Annotated in this window: 15 protein-coding genes; 9 read left to right on the forward strand and 6 right to left on the reverse strand. The window is 45.7% G+C overall.

Annotated elements, in window-relative coordinates; translation table 11 throughout:
• Nucleotides 1-14 precede the first annotated feature (14 nt).
• From DWX84_RS16690 to DWX84_RS16705, 5 genes are all read left to right on the forward strand, one after another.
• A complete protein-coding gene (locus tag DWX84_RS16690) occupies nucleotides 15-1,178 on the forward strand; it encodes a Gfo/Idh/MocA family protein (protein WP_048927660.1) in 1,164 nt (387 codons plus the stop codon).
• Nucleotides 1,179-1,247: 69 nt separating this feature from the next.
• A complete protein-coding gene (locus DWX84_RS21920; protein WP_229103518.1) occupies nucleotides 1,248-1,754 on the forward strand; it encodes a hypothetical protein in 507 nt (168 codons plus the stop codon).
• On the forward strand, nucleotides 1,672-2,163 hold the full coding sequence (locus tag DWX84_RS21925) for an endonuclease/exonuclease/phosphatase family protein (protein ID WP_229103517.1): 492 nt from the start codon (nucleotides 1,672-1,674) through the stop codon (nucleotides 2,161-2,163). Before DWX84_RS21920 ends, DWX84_RS21925 begins: the two co-directional genes overlap by 83 nt.
• Before the next feature lie 30 nt (nucleotides 2,164-2,193).
• The gene (locus DWX84_RS16700) at nucleotides 2,194-3,675 is read left to right on the forward strand and encodes a Gfo/Idh/MocA family oxidoreductase (protein WP_005864916.1); all 1,482 of its coding nucleotides are present in this window, start codon (nucleotides 2,194-2,196) and stop codon (nucleotides 3,673-3,675) included.
• A gap of 2 nt (nucleotides 3,676-3,677) precedes the next feature.
• Nucleotides 3,678-4,493 carry a sugar phosphate isomerase/epimerase gene (locus DWX84_RS16705; RefSeq protein ID WP_044544664.1) on the forward strand — a complete coding sequence of 272 codons (816 nt, stop codon included), beginning with the start codon at nucleotides 3,678-3,680 and terminating at the stop codon, nucleotides 4,491-4,493.
• 137 nt (nucleotides 4,494-4,630) lie between these two features.
• Here the strand turns inward: DWX84_RS16705 and lon are convergent, their stop codons facing one another.
• Nucleotides 4,631-7,102: an endopeptidase La gene (gene lon / locus DWX84_RS16710; RefSeq protein WP_022192022.1), complete on the reverse strand. Its 2,472-nt coding sequence runs from the start codon at nucleotides 7,100-7,102 to the stop codon at nucleotides 4,631-4,633.
• Between the two features lie 88 nt (nucleotides 7,103-7,190).
• Here lon and DWX84_RS16715 point away from each other — a divergent pair, with 88 nt between their 5' ends.
• Nucleotides 7,191-7,904 carry a tRNA1(Val) (adenine(37)-N6)-methyltransferase gene (locus DWX84_RS16715; protein WP_048927659.1) on the forward strand — a complete coding sequence of 238 codons (714 nt, stop codon included), beginning with the start codon at nucleotides 7,191-7,193 and terminating at the stop codon, nucleotides 7,902-7,904.
• Here the strand turns inward: DWX84_RS16715 and DWX84_RS16720 are convergent.
• A complete protein-coding gene (locus tag DWX84_RS16720; protein WP_005854843.1) occupies nucleotides 7,889-8,860 on the reverse strand; it encodes a diacylglycerol kinase family protein in 972 nt (323 codons plus the stop codon). The genes DWX84_RS16715 and DWX84_RS16720 overlap by 16 nt on opposite strands.
• A 198-nt stretch (nucleotides 8,861-9,058) precedes the next feature.
• Here DWX84_RS16720 and DWX84_RS16725 point away from each other — a divergent pair, with 198 nt between their 5' ends.
• The 3 genes from DWX84_RS16725 (at nucleotide 9,059) to DWX84_RS16735 (ending at nucleotide 12,428) form a co-directional block, all read left to right on the forward strand.
• Entirely contained in the window at nucleotides 9,059-10,246 is a 1,188-nt protein-coding gene (locus tag DWX84_RS16725; RefSeq protein WP_005854840.1) for an aminotransferase class I/II-fold pyridoxal phosphate-dependent enzyme, read from the forward strand.
• 174 nt (nucleotides 10,247-10,420) lie between these two features.
• Nucleotides 10,421-11,935, forward strand: a complete 1,515-nt coding sequence (locus DWX84_RS16730) for a regulatory iron-sulfur-containing complex subunit RicT (protein ID WP_010183701.1) — start codon at nucleotides 10,421-10,423, stop codon at nucleotides 11,933-11,935.
• Complete coding sequence (locus DWX84_RS16735) at nucleotides 11,856-12,428, forward strand: gliding motility lipoprotein GldH (protein WP_029257204.1); 573 nt, start codon at nucleotides 11,856-11,858, stop codon at nucleotides 12,426-12,428. Before DWX84_RS16730 ends, DWX84_RS16735 begins: the two co-directional genes overlap by 80 nt.
• Here the strand turns inward: DWX84_RS16735 and rodA are convergent.
• From rodA to mreC, 4 genes are read right to left on the reverse strand one after another with little or no spacing between them, the layout of a single operon-like run.
• Nucleotides 12,388-13,833 (reverse strand): rod shape-determining protein RodA, encoded by a 1,446-nt coding sequence (gene rodA, locus DWX84_RS16740; RefSeq protein ID WP_005854836.1) that lies wholly within the window; start codon nucleotides 13,831-13,833, stop codon nucleotides 12,388-12,390. The two genes, DWX84_RS16735 and rodA, sit on opposite strands and share 41 nt — an antisense overlap.
• Entirely contained in the window at nucleotides 13,823-15,691 is a 1,869-nt protein-coding gene (gene mrdA / locus DWX84_RS16745) for a penicillin-binding protein 2 (protein ID WP_005864905.1), read from the reverse strand. The genes rodA and mrdA overlap by 11 nt, the downstream gene beginning before the upstream one ends.
• Entirely contained in the window at nucleotides 15,681-16,199 is a 519-nt protein-coding gene (gene mreD, locus DWX84_RS16750; protein ID WP_005854832.1) for a rod shape-determining protein MreD, read from the reverse strand. The genes mrdA and mreD overlap by 11 nt, the downstream gene beginning before the upstream one ends.
• On the reverse strand, nucleotides 16,192-17,046 hold the full coding sequence (gene mreC / locus DWX84_RS16755; protein ID WP_005854831.1) for a rod shape-determining protein MreC: 855 nt from the start codon (nucleotides 17,044-17,046) through the stop codon (nucleotides 16,192-16,194). Before mreC ends, mreD begins: the two co-directional genes overlap by 8 nt.
• Nucleotides 17,047-17,104: the final 58 nt, after the last annotated feature.

A 17,104-nucleotide genomic window follows, 5' to 3' on the forward strand; every position in this document is an offset into this window, starting at 1 on the left:
AAGAAATCAATGCCATGAATAGAAAAGAATTCTTTAAAGTATCGGCCGCGGCAAGTCTCGCGTCACTACTATCACCCCTTTCCGCCTATGCGGAGAAATTCGAATCGGAAGATAAAAAGGTGAAAGTAGCCGTTATCGGTTGCGGAAGTGTATCTACCCAATATTTTCCCCATATATCGAAATGCCCGTATGTAGAAATCGTGGCTTGTTGCGATATCAAACCGGATCGTGCTCAAAAGGCGGCCCAGCAATATAATATACCTAAATGGTACAAGCATATCGATGATATGCTTAGCGGTTCCAAGTTCGACTTGATGCTTACATTGACCGATATGCAGGTTCACGGAGAGTTGAACCGTAAGGCTTTGATGGCAGGAAGAAATGTCTGGAGCGAGAAACCTTTGGCGAATTCCTATAAGGAAGGCAAAGAATTATACGATCTCGCTACTAGCAAGGGGCTTCGTATCTGGGGTGCGCCTGCCGTTGTAAACAGTCCTCAATTTGCCTTTATGGCCGAACAAATCAATAAAGGAACCCTAGGTAATCTGGCATGCGCGCACGGACATTACGGACATGAAGGTCCTTCTTGGTCCGCTTTCTTCTACGAACCGCTAGGTGGCAGTATGCCCGACTTAGGAGTTTATAATATCGCTACCCTAACCGGATTATTGGGACCGGCTAAATCCGTTGTTGCCATGACTACAATCGTAACCCCGGAGAGAACCGTAGACGATAAGGGCAAGATCAAAGTTCGAGAAGAAGATAATGCCATGATTATCATGGAACACGAAAAGGGAGTCCTTTCTCATATCGAGTGTGGTTTCAACTATTTCGATCCATACGGACATTTAGGTAAAGGACAGGAGAAAGCGACGATCTCCTTATACGGTTCACACGGCAATATGCATATGGTAGGTTACGACTGGGCACCGAACGGGGTGGACTTATCGACGATGGATCATCCGGTACCCCAGCGTTTCGTTCCGGACACCAATGGCTATGTTTGGCAAGAAGGTGCTTCCGATATCAGCAAACACATGGCATTAAACACGGAACCACGTATAAATGTCGAGCATGCGTTACACGTATTAGAGATTATCGAGGCCGCCCGAAAATCACAAGCTACAGGTCAACGCATCCAGCTTGTATCGAAGTTTCCTTGGCCGATGGTAAAATAAATTAAGAAGTCTTAGTAGTGAAAAGAACGGGACATTTAATATATTTGTTTCTGTAAATACCAGAGAAACATGAGGAAGATAAGTGAAATTTTATGCTGCGTAGCCATACTTTGTTGTGCATTGAGCGCATGTAGCGACAAGCCGGCAACGGTAAAAGTCAGTAGTTTCAATATTTGGTTGAATACCCTAGGGGGAAAGCTTCCCCCTAGCCAGACAGCGAAAGTGATCGAGGCTAGCCAGACGGATATCGTAGGAATCCAAGAAGGGCATATCTATGAAGAAGACGGCATCAAGCACGATCATGTACCGGAAATCGCGGAATCCCTAGGTTTCCACCTTTTCAACCAAGGGGAGGGACATTATATCTTATCTCGTTATCCGGTCGTCGACAGTACGGCTTCCCGCTACGGGGTGAAGATACAGGTAGGCAAAGACAAATTCTGCTGGATGTTTAATTGCCATCTATATTATAATCCCGTATCAGCCTTATCAATTGAATGGGATTCCTTATGGCGATTATCCGTTTATCGATACCGAGGAGGAAGCTGTCCGGTTCGCCAACGAGGCCCGGCGTGAAGAAGTAACTCGTTATCAAAAGGATATACAGCAAGTCATGAAAGAAGGTTATCCTGTCTTTTTAACAGGAGATTTTAACGAGCCTTCTTTCTTGGACTGGACACAACGGGCCGCCGATGCCGGTATCCACAAGATCAAGGTGGAGTGGCCGGCAACCAAGGCTTTCTCTGAGATCGGGATGAACGACTCCTACCGGACAATCCATCCGGACGAGGTCTCCACACCCGGCTATACATGGACTCCCGTTCCTAGCGAACAAGAAATACTAGACCGTCTGGATTTCGTACTATATTCCGGATGTAAGGTAACAGACTCATTTATCACAGGCGAAAGCGAGGCCACCTCGGACGTGGTAGTCTCCCCTTACCCTTCAGATCATAGAATGGTAACCTCCTGTTTCAATTTCTAACAGCAACTACTAAAAAACAAATTATACAACATGGAATCAAGAAGAGATTTTCTGAAAAAAGCAGCCGTAGCGGCAGCTGGTCTAACAATCGTTCCCTCTAAAACGATCGCTGGATTAGGCCATAAGGCACCAAGTGATACAATGAATATTGTCGGTATCGGTATCGGTGGTAAAGGCCACCCGAACTTGGTCGGCATGAAAACCGAGAACATCATCGGGCTTTGCGATATCGACTGGAAATACGCGAAGAACTGCTTCGAGGAATTCCCGGACGCTAAACGTTATTGGGACTGGCGGAAGATGTTCGATGAGTTGGGCGACCAGATCGACGGTGTCATGGTAGCTACTCCGGACCATACTCATGCCACGATCGCGGCCACGGCCTTGACAATGGGTAAACACGTATATTGCCAAAAGCCGCTTACCCACTCTGTTTACGAGAGCCGTTTATTGACAAAACTCGCCGCTAAATATAAGGTAGCGACCCAGATGGGTAACCAAGGGAACTCCGGCGATGGTGTCCGTCAATTATGCGAATGGATCTGGAACGGAGAGATCGGTGAAGTAAAAGAAGTACACGCATGGACCAACCGTCCGATCTGGCCGCAAGGATTACAGCGCCCAACCGAAAAACAACGTTGTCCGAAGACGATGAATTGGGACTTATTTATCGGCCCGGCCGCCATGCGTCCGTTCCATGAGATCTACACCCCTTGGAACTGGCGTGGATGGTGGGATTTCGGAACCGGAGCTTTCGGAGATATGGCTTGCCACGTACTCGACCCGGTTTACCAATCCTTGAAGTTAGGTTATCCGGATCGTGTACAAGGCCGTTCTACCCAGATCAATACGGAATCCGCTCCTCAATCGGAGGTGGTAGAATTCCGCTTCCCGGCTCGTGACAATCTTCCAAAGGTAGCCTTGCCGGAAGTGAAAGTATATTGGTACGATGGCGGTATGCTTCCTCAGCGTCCGGACTTATTACCGGATGGTGTAGATATGATGCGTGACGGTTTGGGTGGATGTATCTTCGTAGGTACTAAAGACACGTTGATCTGCGATTGCGGAGGTTTCAACTCCCGGTTATTATCCGGCCGTGTACCTCAAGTAACCCCCTATTTGCGCCGTATCCCGAACGCTACCGGATACTTTGACGGTTTCCATGAGCAAGACTGGATCCGTGCTTGTAAAGAATCGCCGGAGAACCGTGTGGAAGGAACTTCCAACTTCGCTTATTCCGGACCATTCAACGAGATGGTGCTATTGGGTGTATTAGCGATCCGTCTGCAAGGCTTGAACAAGAAATTGATGTGGGACGCCCAAAACATGCGTTTCACCAATATATCCTCTTCCGACGTATTGAAGATCGTAACCAGCGATGATTTCAAGGTGATAGACGGTCACCCCTATTTCGATACGAAATACGCGGAGTTCAATGCGCTAGAGGCTGCCAACGAATATATCAGACATACCTATCGTGAAGGCTGGAGCCTTCCGGAAATGCCGGTATAAGTATGAAACGATATATTATATTAGCACTATGTACGGTCATGCTCCTTGGGCAGGCCGTACAGCTGGCGGCGCAAAAAGCGGACTGGAAGGTGGGTATACAGACTTGGACTTTCCACAATCTTACGTTGATGGAGACCTTGGATAAGACCCAACAACTGGGCATGGGGTATGCGGAGGCTTTCTTTTTCCAAGAATTGGGCGCTCCGTTCCCAAAAGAGACGTATTTAAATTACGACTTGAGCGATGACGACTGCGCTTTATTACGCCATGAGTTCAAGAAAAGGGGAATCAAGCCGATCGCCTTTGGTGTAGCCTCTTATGGGACTAACGAGGAATGGGATAAGTTCTTCGCGTTCGCTCATAAAATAGGCGCGCATATCGTGACTGTCGAACCGGAGTTAAACCAGTTAGACTACATCGAATCCCTCGCCAAGAAGTACGATATGGAGGTAGCGATCCATAACCATCCGAGTCCATGCATTTACGCAAGTGCCGAGGTGGTAGAGAAAGCGCTGAAAGGCCGTTCTTCCTTGATGGGAGTATGCGCCGATATCGGCCATTGGAAACGGGTGGGTGAAGATCCGCTCAAAAATCTCCAGAAGTTATCCGGACGCATCAAGGTGGCACATTTGAAAGACCTCACCGACAAGATGGAAGACGCTACATGGGGAACCGGGATCTTACCGGTAAAAGCGTTCGTCAACGAGCTGAAGCGTCAGCATTTCAACGGGCTTATCTCCATTGAGTACGATGATTTCAAATCCGATATCCAAGAGATACGCAACAGCTTGGAATTCCTACGGAAATGCTCTAAATAGAAGTATACGCTTCCCTTAAAAACACCTATATCGGCGTAGGCCCACACGTATATACGTATAGGCTTACACCGATATTAATATGGGCCTACACGTATATACGTATAAGCCCACACCTATATATGCCTAAAAAGTCGTTATCAGAACAAGGGATTATCCACCTTTTCTCTCAGCAACGCAAGATCTACCACCTGTTGAATATCACTCACATAATGGAACACCAAGCCTTTCAAATACTCCGGTTTGATCTCATTGATATCCTTCTCATTCTCCTTGCAAAGAATCAACTCCTTGATCCCGGCACGTTTAGCCGCCAAGATCTTCTCCTTGATACCACCTACGGGAAGCACTTTCCCACGCAACGTGATCTCGCCGGTCATAGCCAAGTTCTTTTTCACCTTACGCTGAGTAAAGGCGGAGACAAGAGAAGTCACCATCGTTATTCCGGCACTCGGTCCGTCTTTCGGGATCGCCCCCTCCGGTACGTGGACATGCACATTCCAGTTCTCGAACAACTCCTCGTTAATATTAAACTGAGCCGCATGCGCATGGATATACTCAAGTGCCAACATGGCAGACTCTTTCATCACATCTCCCAGATTCCCGGTCAAAGTAAGCTTTGACCCCTTACCTTTACTTAAGCTCGACTCCACGAAAAGAATCTCACCACCAACAGCCGTCCAAGCTAATCCCGTAACCACGCCGGCATAGTCATTCCCTTGATATTTATCGCGGGAATATTCGACCGCCCCTAGATATTCATACAAATCCTCCGGCTTAATGCTCGTCGGGATAGGCTCGTCGCTAGCGACCTTACGGGCTAGCTTACGCATGATTTTGGCGATTTTCTTATCCAATTCCCGGACACCGCTCTCGCGTGTATAGGCTTCAACGATCACTTGTAAGGTTTTCTTGGGGAATTTCACGGAACCTTTCTTCAAGCCGTGTACATCCATCTGCTTAGGCACGAGATGCTTCGCTGCGATCTCTACCTTCTCCTCCATGATATAACCGCTCACCTCGATCAGTTCCATACGATCCAGCAATGGCTGGGAAATCGTATTCAAATTATTAGCGGTAGCGATAAACATCACCTTGCTTAAATCGTAATCGATATCCAGATAATTATCGTGAAACGCGTTATTCTGCTCCGGGTCCAAGACCTCCAATAAAGCGGATGCCGGATCCCCCTTGAAATCATTCGTGATCTTATCGATCTCATCTAAGATAAAGACAGGGTTCGATGTTCCCGCCTTCTGTATATTCTGGATGATACGTCCGCACATAGCACCGATATAGGTACGACGATGTCCGCGAATCTCGGCCTCATCGTGCAATCCACCTAAAGAGACACGTACATATTTACGGCGCAAAGCCTCTGCGATGGAACGCCCCAATGAAGTCTTGCCGACTCCCGGAGGACCGTACAAACAGATAATCGGAGATTTCATATCCCCTTTCAGCTTCAATACGGCCAGATGCTCGATAATACGCTCTTTCACCTTCTCCAAACCATAATGATCACGATCTAAGACCTTCTGGGCATGAGACAAGTTGAAATTGTCCTTACTATACTCGTTCCACGGCAAGTTAACGATATTCTGGACATATTGCGTCTGTACGGAATAATCCGGAGATTGCGGATGCAATCGTTCCAATTTTCGCAATTCCTTCTCAAAGACCTGCGCTACCTCGGCAGGCCATTTCTTACGACTGGCTTTCTCCCGTAATTCTTTTATCTCCAACTCATTGATATTCCCGCCCAATTCCTCTTGAATGGTCTTGATCTGCTGTTGAAGGAAATATTCTTTTTGTTGTTGATTGATATCCTCATGTGTCTTCATCTGGATGGAAGCTTTCAACTCCACCAGCTGATACTCGCGGTTCAAGATAAAAAGTAACCGATACGCACGCTCTTTTAAGTCCCCGATCAATAACAATTGCTGTTTCTCGGCCGATCCACTCGGTATATTGCTACAAGAGAAATTGACCACATACAAGACATTCTTATTATTCTTGATCGAGAAGATCAAATCCCGGGGAGGTTCAGCCACGGCCCCAAGCATCTTGATGGTCAAATCCTTGATCGTTGAGATCAAAGCCTCGAACTCGCGGTCTGTCTTGTCCGGCTTCGTGTCCTCCAACACGGTGATCTTACCGGAAAGATACGGATCTGTCTCGGTCAACTCATTCAATTCAAAGCGTTTCTTACCTTGAAGAATAACAGTAGTGCTACCATCTGGCATCTCTAAGACACGAACGATGTCAGCGATTACCCCGGTAGTATATAAATCCTCTAAAACCGGATCTTCCGTATCCATCTCTTTCTGGCAAACAACTCCGATCAAACTCTTTTTATGTACAGCCTCTTTGATCAGGCGCATCGATTTAGGACGCCCGATAATCACCGGCAAGGCAACACCCGGAAAGAGTACCATATTCCTTAACGGAAGAATGGGTATAGTGTCTCCAACTTTCTCTATTCCTTCTGTGAAATCCTCATCTACATCGCATTCTGTAAGAATTGGCATTACGATACCAATATTGTCATCCAAGTCATCAAACGAATTCTGGCAAAATACTCTCGTCTTTTCTTTCATATATACATTCATCATTGTATATGTTAATACAATAAACGTGCCAAAGTTACAGCTTTTCATTCAATTCTTACTAATTTCGCGGCATACAATCGATAGAGATATGGCAAATCCTTATTTTCAATTCAAGAAATTTACGGTATGGCACGATAAATGTGCCATGAAAGTCGGAACGGATGGCGTTTTGCTTGGGGCGTGGGCTAGCATAGAGAGATGTCAGAGGATTTTGGATGTGGGAACCGGAACGGGATTGATCGCCCTCATGCTGGCGCAGCGTAGCACCGCGATCCTAGACGCTATCGATATAGATTCAGACGCATGTTTACAAGCTCGGGAAAACATCGCGAAATCGCCTTTCGCCAACCGGATACAAGTCTATCAAACCTCGCTCTCCGAATATATGCCGGATGAGAATATCAAATATGACTTGATCGTATCCAACCCACCCTATTTTATTGATTCATTGAAATGCCCGGATACTAAACGTAATCTAGCCCGGCATACGGATACTCTATCTCTCCCGGATTTATTGCGTGATAGCCGCAAACTGTTGGCACCCGAAGGAAATATCGCCTTGGTGCTTCCCTTTGATCAACGGGAGTCTTTAATAGACCTCGCTCGAGAAGAGTCTTTATCGCCATCGAGAGAAGCCCACGTTTCCCCCATACCGGACGCCCCTCCTAAGCGCTTATTAATAGAACTCTCAGCGACGCCGGTAGCAAAACCCAAGTCGTCTCATCTGACCCTAGAAATCGAGCGGCATCGATATAGCGATGAATTCACCGCTATAGCTAAAGACTTTTACTTGAAAATGTAAGGAAGTTTTTTATCGAAGAAGCGAGTTACCTCGTCAAATAAATTATGTACCTCCTTGGTGAAAGACACAACCTCCGGAGTCAGCACATGTAAGGCCTTTGGTTCCACCGTAATATCGATACGGCGATCTGCCATGATCGGTTCTCCATCCAAGTGCATCACGCCCGGATGTTGGCGAATAATCGTGACTTGCTGGGCTTTCATCGTCTTAATCTTACTATTCCGATCAATCTGTTTGGTAAACAATTGGATGGCCAAAGGAGCGATATCCAATGGCATAAAAGGGGATAAGATCGTAACGTCCATCCGTCCGTCCTGTATATTCGCGTGCGGAGCGATAAACGCGTTATTACCATATTGCGAAGCATTCGCGCAAGCGACTAGAAACGCCTTCTCCTTGATCGTCTGATTATCTACCACCAATTCATAAGGCTCAGGCTTATAGCTCAGATACTCCTCTATCGTATTCTTTATATAAGTAAGAGACCCGCGCCGTTTCTCATTTGCGAATTTCTGGCTGACGGCGGCATCAAAACCGACTCCACAGGTACAGAAAAAGACCTGTCCGTTCGCCCGGCAGCAATCTATCGTCGTAACATGCCCTTTCGCGATCAGATCGATAGCCCTTTTCACGTCCATCGGTATGTGCAATTCTCTAGCTAAGCCATTGCCCGAACCTTTCGGGATGATACCTAAGATCGCGTTCGAATGGATCATAGCTCTCGCTATCTCATTCACCGTCCCGTCACCGCCTACCGCCAAAATATATTCAGCTCCTTCCTCTATGGCTTGCCGAGTCAACTCGCTGGCATGGCCTGCATACTCTGTAAAAGAAATGTTTAACGAACAGTTCTTTTTCGAGCAGATCCCTTCGATCATCTTAGGTATCTTGCGCTTCGACCCTACACCTGATATAGGGTTTATGATAGCTTGTACTTTTATATCCCGTTCGCTCATCCTCACTTCTTCTTTTTTATTTGAGAGGACAAAAATAATGCTTTTATAAAACTTTTAAAGCATTTCGACTACTATAAGTTATTTTTTTACTACTTTTGCGGCTGGATTTGCCGAAACATGGGATTATGTACGCGGCGAACCTGTGTTCTTTATTAGAATAAATAAATAGCGAGATAAATCATTCTCTTTTATAATAATATGAAACTTTTACAAGAGAAACTAGCAAAGTACGACGCTCCTCAAAGAGCCATGGCAATGGGAATCTATCCTTACTTCAGGGAAATCCAGAGCGATCAGGACACGGAAGTTCTAATCAGCGGGAAGAAAGTCTTGATGTTTGGTTCTAATGCGTACTTAGGATTAACCAATCATCCTAAAGTAAAAGAAGCAGCGATCGAGGCCATTAAAAAGTATGGTACAGGTTGTGCCGGCTCACGTTTCTTAAACGGAACGTTGGACTTACACCTCCAGTTGGAAAAACGTTTAGCAGAATTTGTTGGTAAAGAAGACGCCATCGTATACTCTACAGGTTTCCAAGTTAATCTAGGTGTTGTATCCTGTATCACCGGACGTGAGGACTATATCCTTTGGGATGAGTTGGATCATGCATCCATTATCGAAGGACATCGTCTTTCTTTCTCCACGAAATTGAAATTCAAGCATAACGATATGGACTCCTTGGAGAAACAACTCCAGAAATGCGAGCCAGACAAGGTGAAACTTATCGTTATCGACGGTGTCTTCAGCATGGAAGGTGATGTCGCTAAATTACCGGAAATCGTAGCTCTCGCAAAGAAATATAACGCAAGTGTAATGGTTGACGAGGCTCATGGTATCGGTGTATTCGGTGATCATGGCCGCGGTACTTGTAATCACTTCGGCGTTACGAACGATGTTGATTTGATCATGGGAACTTTCAGTAAGTCTTTCGCTTCTATCGGTGGTTTTATCGCATCAGACGAACCGGTTATCAATTACTTACGTCACCACTCCCGCTCCTATATCTTTAGCGCAAGCAACACGCCTGCCGCTACTGCCGCAGCGAACGCGGCATTAGATATCATGTTAAGCGAACCGGAACGTATCCAACATTTATGGGATTTGACTCATTACGCATTGGATGGTTTCCGTAACATGGGTTGTGAGATCGGACATACTTCTACCCCGATCATCCCGTTGTTTATCCGTGACAACGACTTGACATTCCTTATCGTAAAAGAATTATTTGAGGCCGGAATCTTCGTAAACCCGGTAGTAGCTCCCGCAGTTGCTTCCGAGGATACACTGATCCGCTTCTCCCTTATGGCTACCCACACGAAAGAGCAACTAGATTACGCTTTGGAGACAATCCACAAGGTATTCAAGAGCCATGGGTTGGTAGACTAATCGTGTAAATATATAAGAAAAGGCCCGAAGGTTAGGTATAACACCTATCTTCGGGTCTTTTTTTATAACTGAAAAAATCATAACTATGATTTTGAATGGGAATAAATCACTATTTTTGCATATTTAGATAAATTGGGTGGTTATGTCGATGGCCCTCTTACAAATTAAAAATAAATGGATTTCATATTAGATAAAGGAAGTAGCCATATGGGCTGCAAAGGTTGCAGCAAAAGGCAAAACAATAAACTGAATACCTATGATTGGTTGTGCGATGTACCCGACGCGGAAGGCTCGACTGACTTCGTAGAGGTTCAATTTAAAAATACCCGCAAAGGGTATTACTTGAATAGTGCTAAAATACCTTTGGAAAAAGGTGATATAGTAGCCGTAGAGGCAAGTCCCGGTCATGATATCGGTACGGTTTCTTTAACGGGAAAATTGGTTCTGCTGCAAATGAAGAAGAACAACGTGCGCACGGAAGCTGAGCCAAAACGGATTTACCGAAAGGCAAAACCGACCGATATCGAGAAATATGAGGAAGCGAAAGCAAAGGAACATGCCACTATGATTCGCTCGCGGCAAATCGCAGCCGATTTAGGATTGAATATGAAAATCGGTGATGTAGAGTATCAAGGTGACGGTAATAAGGCGATCTTTTATTATATAGCGGATGAACGTGTAGATTTCCGTCAACTAATTAAAGTGCTAGCGGAGGCTTTTCGTGTTCGTATCGAGATGAAGCAGATCGGTGCTCGTCAAGAAGCCGGACGTATCGGTGGTATCGGCCCTTGCGGTAGAGAACTTTGCTGTTCCAGTTGGATGACAAGTTTTGTATCGGTCGCTACCGGAGCTGCCCGTTATCAAGATATTTCCATGAATCCCCAGAAATTGGCCGGACAATGCGCTAAATTGAAATGTTGTATCAATTATGAGGTAGATACATATGTGGAAGCCCAGAAACGCCTTCCTTCCCGGGAAATTGTCTTGGAGACCAAAGATAATAATTACTATCATTTCAAGACGGATATTTTCAAACGGGAAATTACCTATTCTACGGATAAATCATTTGCGGCTAATCTTATCACGATTCCGGCAAGCCGTGCTTTCGATGTCATTAACATGAATAAGAAAGGCATGAAGCCGATATCTCTAGAGGCGGATACGAAGCCACAACCACCGAAACGAGACGCTCAAGATATTCTTGGGCAAGAAAGCGTCACACGTTTCGACTCTGTTAAAAAGAAAAAGAAAAAACGTCCTGCCAACAAGAATAATGGCGAGAACAATGGAAACGGGAACGGAGCTAACACCACTGCGACGGCAGTTACCAACACCGACGCACCTGTTTCTGAGAATAAGAACAACGGAGGAAACGGAGCCGGTGGCAATAATCGCCGCAACGGAGGAAATAATAGGAATAGCAATCGTGAGAATAACCGGGACAGAGAGAATAACCGGGAGAATAACAAAGATAATAGCCGGGAAAACAGTCGGGAGAATCGGGAGAACAACCGTGATAATAACAGGGAGAGCAACCGAAACAATCGCCCGAAACAAAGGCCGAGAGCTAATAACGATAAGCAATCCAACAATGACAAGCCTGCGAATAATGACAAACCTCAGCAACCGATCAAACAGGCCAGACCTGATAAAACGGAGAATAGGCCAGAGACAAAGCCTGAGGCTTAAAAAGTTCATTGCCGCCTGTGTAACATGCTTCTTATGCTTCTCTTGCGAGAATGAAGCTGTATACGATCAGTATCAAGCTATCCAGAACACCTCGTGGGAGAAGAATAAGGAGTACTATTTCACTTTCTTGATTGAGGATATATCGGTTCCGTACGACCTAACCTTGGAAGTACGGAACAATAATATGTATCCGTATCAGAACCTATGGGTATTTTGCAGCGAGGAACTTCCGATAGGTCCTTTAAAAAGGGATACGATCGAATGTATGTTAGCTGATGAGTTTGGGAAATGGTATGGGGACGGGATCTCCCTGTTTCAATCCAGTTTCCCGATACGGTCTGCTTACTATTTCCCCGTTAAAGGGCAATATACCTTTAGCTTCCGGCAGGGGATGCGTAACGACCAACTTCCGGGCATTCAGGAAATCGGCTTACGGGTCTTACCTTCTTCCACTAACGCTCCTTCCGAGAAGCGTCCAAACGAAGAAAAATAAACAATAAGATCGTAAATCCCCAAAGCGAGGAACCTCCATAGCTAAAGAAAGGCAAGGGAATGCCGATAACCGGAGTCAATCCCGTCACCATGCCGACATTAATCGCCAGATGGAAAAAGAATATGGAGGCTACGCTATAGCCATAGACTCGCCCGAAAGCATTATCTTGCCGCTCCGCCAATACAATCAGACGAAGAATAAAAAGTCCGAATACGATCAATACGGCAGAGGCTCCCAAAAAGCCTTGCTCCTCGCCTACCGTACAAAAGATAAAATCCGTATCCTGTTCCGGCACATACTTCAATTTGGTCTGCGTCCCATTCAAGAATCCTTTTCCGGATAATCCTCCGGAACCGATAGCGATCTTGGACTGATTCACATTATACCCCGCCCCGCTTGGATCATCCTCCAAGCCTAAAGAGACTTTAATACGAATTTGTTGGTGAGGTTCCAATATGTCATTAAACACATAATCCACAGAAAATAGGAAACAGATAGAACCTAAAGCGAACAGAGCGATTAACGCATAATGCCATACCCAGTTTCGAATGGATAAATAGAATAAATAGATTGACGCGGCTCCTACCAAGCCTATCGATATCCAAGCGAAGTTTACCGGGACAAACAAAGAAACGACATACCCGATCAAGAATGTCGAAGCAATTCCCCCAAGCATGATCTTAACGCTTATATAATCCTTACGGACACTCCCAACTAATCCCATGGTTATTAATAAGACAAGGCAAGAGACGATTAATTCACCCAATGGGGTAATACCCACCATCACCTCTGAATATTTCATTCCCGTAACGAAAAAGACGACCGCACAAACTCCTATCAACAAAATATATCCAGTCATTCCTTCCCGGTATAACATCAGGAAGAATGCCAAGTAAACCAATGCCGACCCCGTCTCTTTCTGTAAAAGAATACAAACCATCGGCAAGAAGATCAAGAACAAAGTGATTGAGAAATTCTTGACCGTCGTTAGCTTAAAGCCATAGCCATTCATAAACTTCGCCACGGCCAAAGCGGTAGCGAACTTAGCCAACTCCGCTGGTTGCAAACGGATAGGTCCCAATACGAGCCAAGAATGCGATCCCTTGATATTAGGTGCTAAAAATATAGTGGCGATCAACAATACGATCACGCACGCATAGATCAGATAGGCGAATATATCGAAGAAGTCACTTTCCAGCATCAATATGACGAAAATAAGGGCGAGTGAGGTACCGATCCAAATCATCTGCATCCCCGGACGACCCGACGGATCGAACAAGCCAACGTTATCAAACTCGTAGCTCGCCCCACAAATACTAAACCAACCGGCGATTACCATAATCAAATACAACAAAATGGTAATCCAGTCTACCGACTTCCATATTTCCGTTTTCCTATAGCGCATTGTTCGGTAGTATTACGGCATTCATAATATATTCCTCCGTCGCCTTGTTAGCCTCGGATATTTCTCCTTTCAAATATTTCTCCAACATCAATTTACCGATAGGCACCGCATAGGTAGCACCGAATCCGGCGTTTTCCACAAACACGGCAATGGCGACCTTCGGCTTTTGATAAGGAGCAAATCCCATAAAAATAGAATGGTCCTTACCATGCGGGTTCTCCGACGTTCCCGTCTTTCCACAAACCTCGATATCCGGTAAAGCCGCCCCACGACAGGTTCCACCATAAGCGGTTCCCGTAACAGCCCCTCGCATACCCTCGGCAATATAACTATAATAATGCGTATCCACCGATGTATAATGCCTCTTACTATATAATGTATCCAGCGGGGTGTCTTGAATCTCTTTCACGACATGCGGAGTAATATAATATCCCCGATTAGCGACAGTAGCCGCCAAATTACAGATTTGCAAAGGCGTAGCCAATATCTCACCCTGACCGATAGCGATCGAGATAACCGTACTGGAATTCCAACGTCCCCGGTACACCTTATCGTAGAACTTACTATTCGGAATGAACCCTCGCTTCTCCCCCGGAAGATCGATTCCCAGCTTATAGCCATACCCCATAGAAACCATATAATTCTTCCAAACCTCAAAAGCCTCCTGTACCGACGGATATCGCTTCCGGCTGTCGATCATATCATGCAGTCCCCAAGGGAAAAAAGAGTTACAAGAGGTCGCCAACGCCCCGACCAGATTCAGAGGAGACGGATGCCCGTGACAAGCCGGCTTACCTCCCCGGAAGGTATATCCATGCGCACAGGTATATTGAGTTTCCGGAGTAATCACCCCTTCTTGCAAGAAGATCAAACCTTGAGTCGGTTTAAATGTAGATCCGGGAGGATATTGCGCCATGAGCGGGCGGTTGAATAAAGGTTTCAACGGGTCCTTCTGCAAAGCCACGTAGTTCTTTCCCCGCTGGCGCCCGATCAAGATACTCGGATCATATGTAGGAGCGGAAACCATACAAAGTACCTCCCCTGTCTCCGGCTCTATCATCACGATACCCCCTAATTTATTCTGCATTAACTTCTCCCCATAAGCCTGCAAGTCCATATCCAAGGATAATTTCAAGTTCTTGCCGGATTCAGGCTGGATATCGTGCATGCCTTCCTCGTATCGCCCCTTGATACGTCCGTGAGCGTCACGCAACAGGATCTCGACTCCTTTCACGCCCCGCAAATATTCCTCGTACGATTGCTCGATCCCGGTCCTGCCGGAGTAATCGCCTTGTGTATAATAAGCGTCATTCTCTATATCTTTCCGGTTTACCTCGCCGATATTTCCCAGCACAAGAGCGGCATTGGGATACTCGTATTGGCGGATCGTGCGATTCTGGATATAGAAGCCGGGAAATTTGTATAACTTCTCCTGCAACACGCCATATTCTTGTGCGGAAAGCTGGTTCATAAATACTTGAGGGACATAGGAAGAATAACCGGGATTTAACCGCCGGTTCTTAATATCCGCTATACGTTTGAGGAATTGCTCTTTCGTGATGCCCAGCACATCACAGAAATCGAGGGTATCGAAAGGCTGTATCTCACGCATGATAAGCATCACGTCGTAAGCGGGCTGGTTATAGACCAATAATTTACCATTACGATCGTACATCATACCCCGGGAAGGATATAAGGTTTTTTTCAAGAAAGCGTTACTATCCGCCCAAGCTTTATAATCGTTGTCGACCACCTGAAGGATGAACAAACGGATAATAAAGATGATAACCAACAGGATCACCGCCCCACCTAAGACATAGCGCCTGTTCTCAAACTCATACTTGGTATTATTCTCCACTTTTCTGAGACTCTATATTGAATGCTTCTACCGTACAAATCAATAAGGTTGTCATCACCACGCTCGAGAGGATACGGACAACCAGAAACAACGGGTCAAATAAAGTCAACGACTCAATCACAAAAAGAGTCGTATGTTGTATCAACACAAACGATAACACATATCGGAAAAAGCCTCCGAAACCAAAGGTCTTATAAGACGGGTAAATACCTTCCGGCAAATCTTTCCCCATGAATACACGGATTAACGGCTCCCTGCAAAATCCCGCCAATGTACAGGCGGCCGCATGCATACCCGGTGTGTTGCTGAACGTATCAATAACCACCCCGGCTATGAAAGAGAAGAAAACGACTTGCGTCCGTGAGCTACCGACCGGCATCTTAATAATGAAATAGAGATACAGAAACGGGGTAGCGATCCGCAAGAAATGAATGTTGTTCAAGACCAAGACCTGAATCAACACAAACACCACGAAATATATGAAACCACGCAGTAAATTATTAATCATTTCTTTTCGCCTCTTGTTCTACACCAATTTGCTCCGTCTGACGGAAATTCTTGATAATACGCACGTTGTTCAACGCTTGAAAATCCGTAGCCAGCTCGACCTGTAATGAATAGAAATTATCATCGTGTTGTTTCTCGAAATCAGCGACCGTACCTACGATAATACCCGAGGGGAATACGGCGGAGTAACCGCTCGTCACGATCGTATCGCCTTTCTGGAACTCCACATGGCGCGGCAACTCATCGAGGTTGGCGTACAGCGTATTGCGTCCATTCCAGCTTAATGACCCGAAATAACTACTACCTAATACCTTACAACTCAACCGGAACTTAGGATTCAGCAACGGAATGATCACGGAGAAATGATCGGAAACCGTCGATACGATACCAACCACACCTCGTTCCGAGACAACTCCCATATCGGGCATGATCCCATCCAGCTTCCCTTTATTCACGGTAATATAATTGGACAAATGCGTGACACTGTTGTTCACTACATCCGCCACGACAAACGAATAAGGAAATTGCTCCGTCGAATCCGGCGCGAATCCCTTAAAACTAACCGTATCCGCAATCAGCGCATCTAACTGATCTTGCAGATCCAGCATTTGCAATTCCAACTGTCCGTTACGCTCCAATAACTCCTTATTGATATCCCGAAGATTCAAATAAGAAGTAACAGATCCGGATATCGAGGCGATATATCCTGTCACGACATTCGCTGAACTGAATATAATATTCCGTTGGTACGCGTTATTACGATAGACCAACATCAACGAAACAGCCTCAAGCAGAATGAACAAAAACCAATGCCTCTTCCCGATCAGGAACTCTAGTAACTTACGCATAGGAATTGAAAACTGAAAGTTGAGAATTGAAAATTGAAAAGAACTAGACCTATCGGCT

The sequence above is a fragment of the Parabacteroides sp. AF21-43 genome (assembly GCF_003635435.1).
GTDB lineage: Bacteria > Bacteroidota > Bacteroidia > Bacteroidales > Tannerellaceae > Parabacteroides > Parabacteroides distasonis.

What these genes read in the sequence shown, in the direction of transcription:
- DWX84_RS16735 (WP_029257204.1), top strand. Translation starts at nt 11,856, where the DNA reads ATGACAAACCTCAGCAACCGATCAAACAGGCCAGACCTGATAAAACGG.
- DWX84_RS16690 (WP_048927660.1), top strand. Translation starts at nt 15, where the DNA reads ATGAATAGAAAAGAATTCTTTAAAGTATCGGCCGCGGCAAGTCTCGCG.
- mreC (WP_005854831.1), bottom strand. Translation starts at nt 17,046, where the DNA reads ATGCGTAAGTTACTAGAGTTCCTGATCGGGAAGAGGCATTGGTTTTTG.
- DWX84_RS16730 (WP_010183701.1), top strand. Translation starts at nt 10,421, where the DNA reads ATGGATTTCATATTAGATAAAGGAAGTAGCCATATGGGCTGCAAAGGT.
- DWX84_RS16725 (WP_005854840.1), top strand. Translation starts at nt 9,059, where the DNA reads ATGAAACTTTTACAAGAGAAACTAGCAAAGTACGACGCTCCTCAAAGA.
- rodA (WP_005854836.1), bottom strand. Translation starts at nt 13,833, where the DNA reads ATGCGCTATAGGAAAACGGAAATATGGAAGTCGGTAGACTGGATTACC.
- DWX84_RS21920 (WP_229103518.1), top strand. Translation starts at nt 1,248, where the DNA reads ATGAGGAAGATAAGTGAAATTTTATGCTGCGTAGCCATACTTTGTTGT.
- DWX84_RS16705 (WP_044544664.1), top strand. Translation starts at nt 3,678, where the DNA reads ATGAAACGATATATTATATTAGCACTATGTACGGTCATGCTCCTTGGG.
- DWX84_RS16720 (WP_005854843.1), bottom strand. Translation starts at nt 8,860, where the DNA reads ATGAGCGAACGGGATATAAAAGTACAAGCTATCATAAACCCTATATCA.
- mreD (WP_005854832.1), bottom strand. Translation starts at nt 16,199, where the DNA reads ATGATTAATAATTTACTGCGTGGTTTCATATATTTCGTGGTGTTTGTG.
- lon (WP_022192022.1), bottom strand. Translation starts at nt 7,102, where the DNA reads ATGAATGTATATATGAAAGAAAAGACGAGAGTATTTTGCCAGAATTCG.
- DWX84_RS16700 (WP_005864916.1), top strand. Translation starts at nt 2,194, where the DNA reads ATGGAATCAAGAAGAGATTTTCTGAAAAAAGCAGCCGTAGCGGCAGCT.
- DWX84_RS16715 (WP_048927659.1), top strand. Translation starts at nt 7,191, where the DNA reads ATGGCAAATCCTTATTTTCAATTCAAGAAATTTACGGTATGGCACGAT.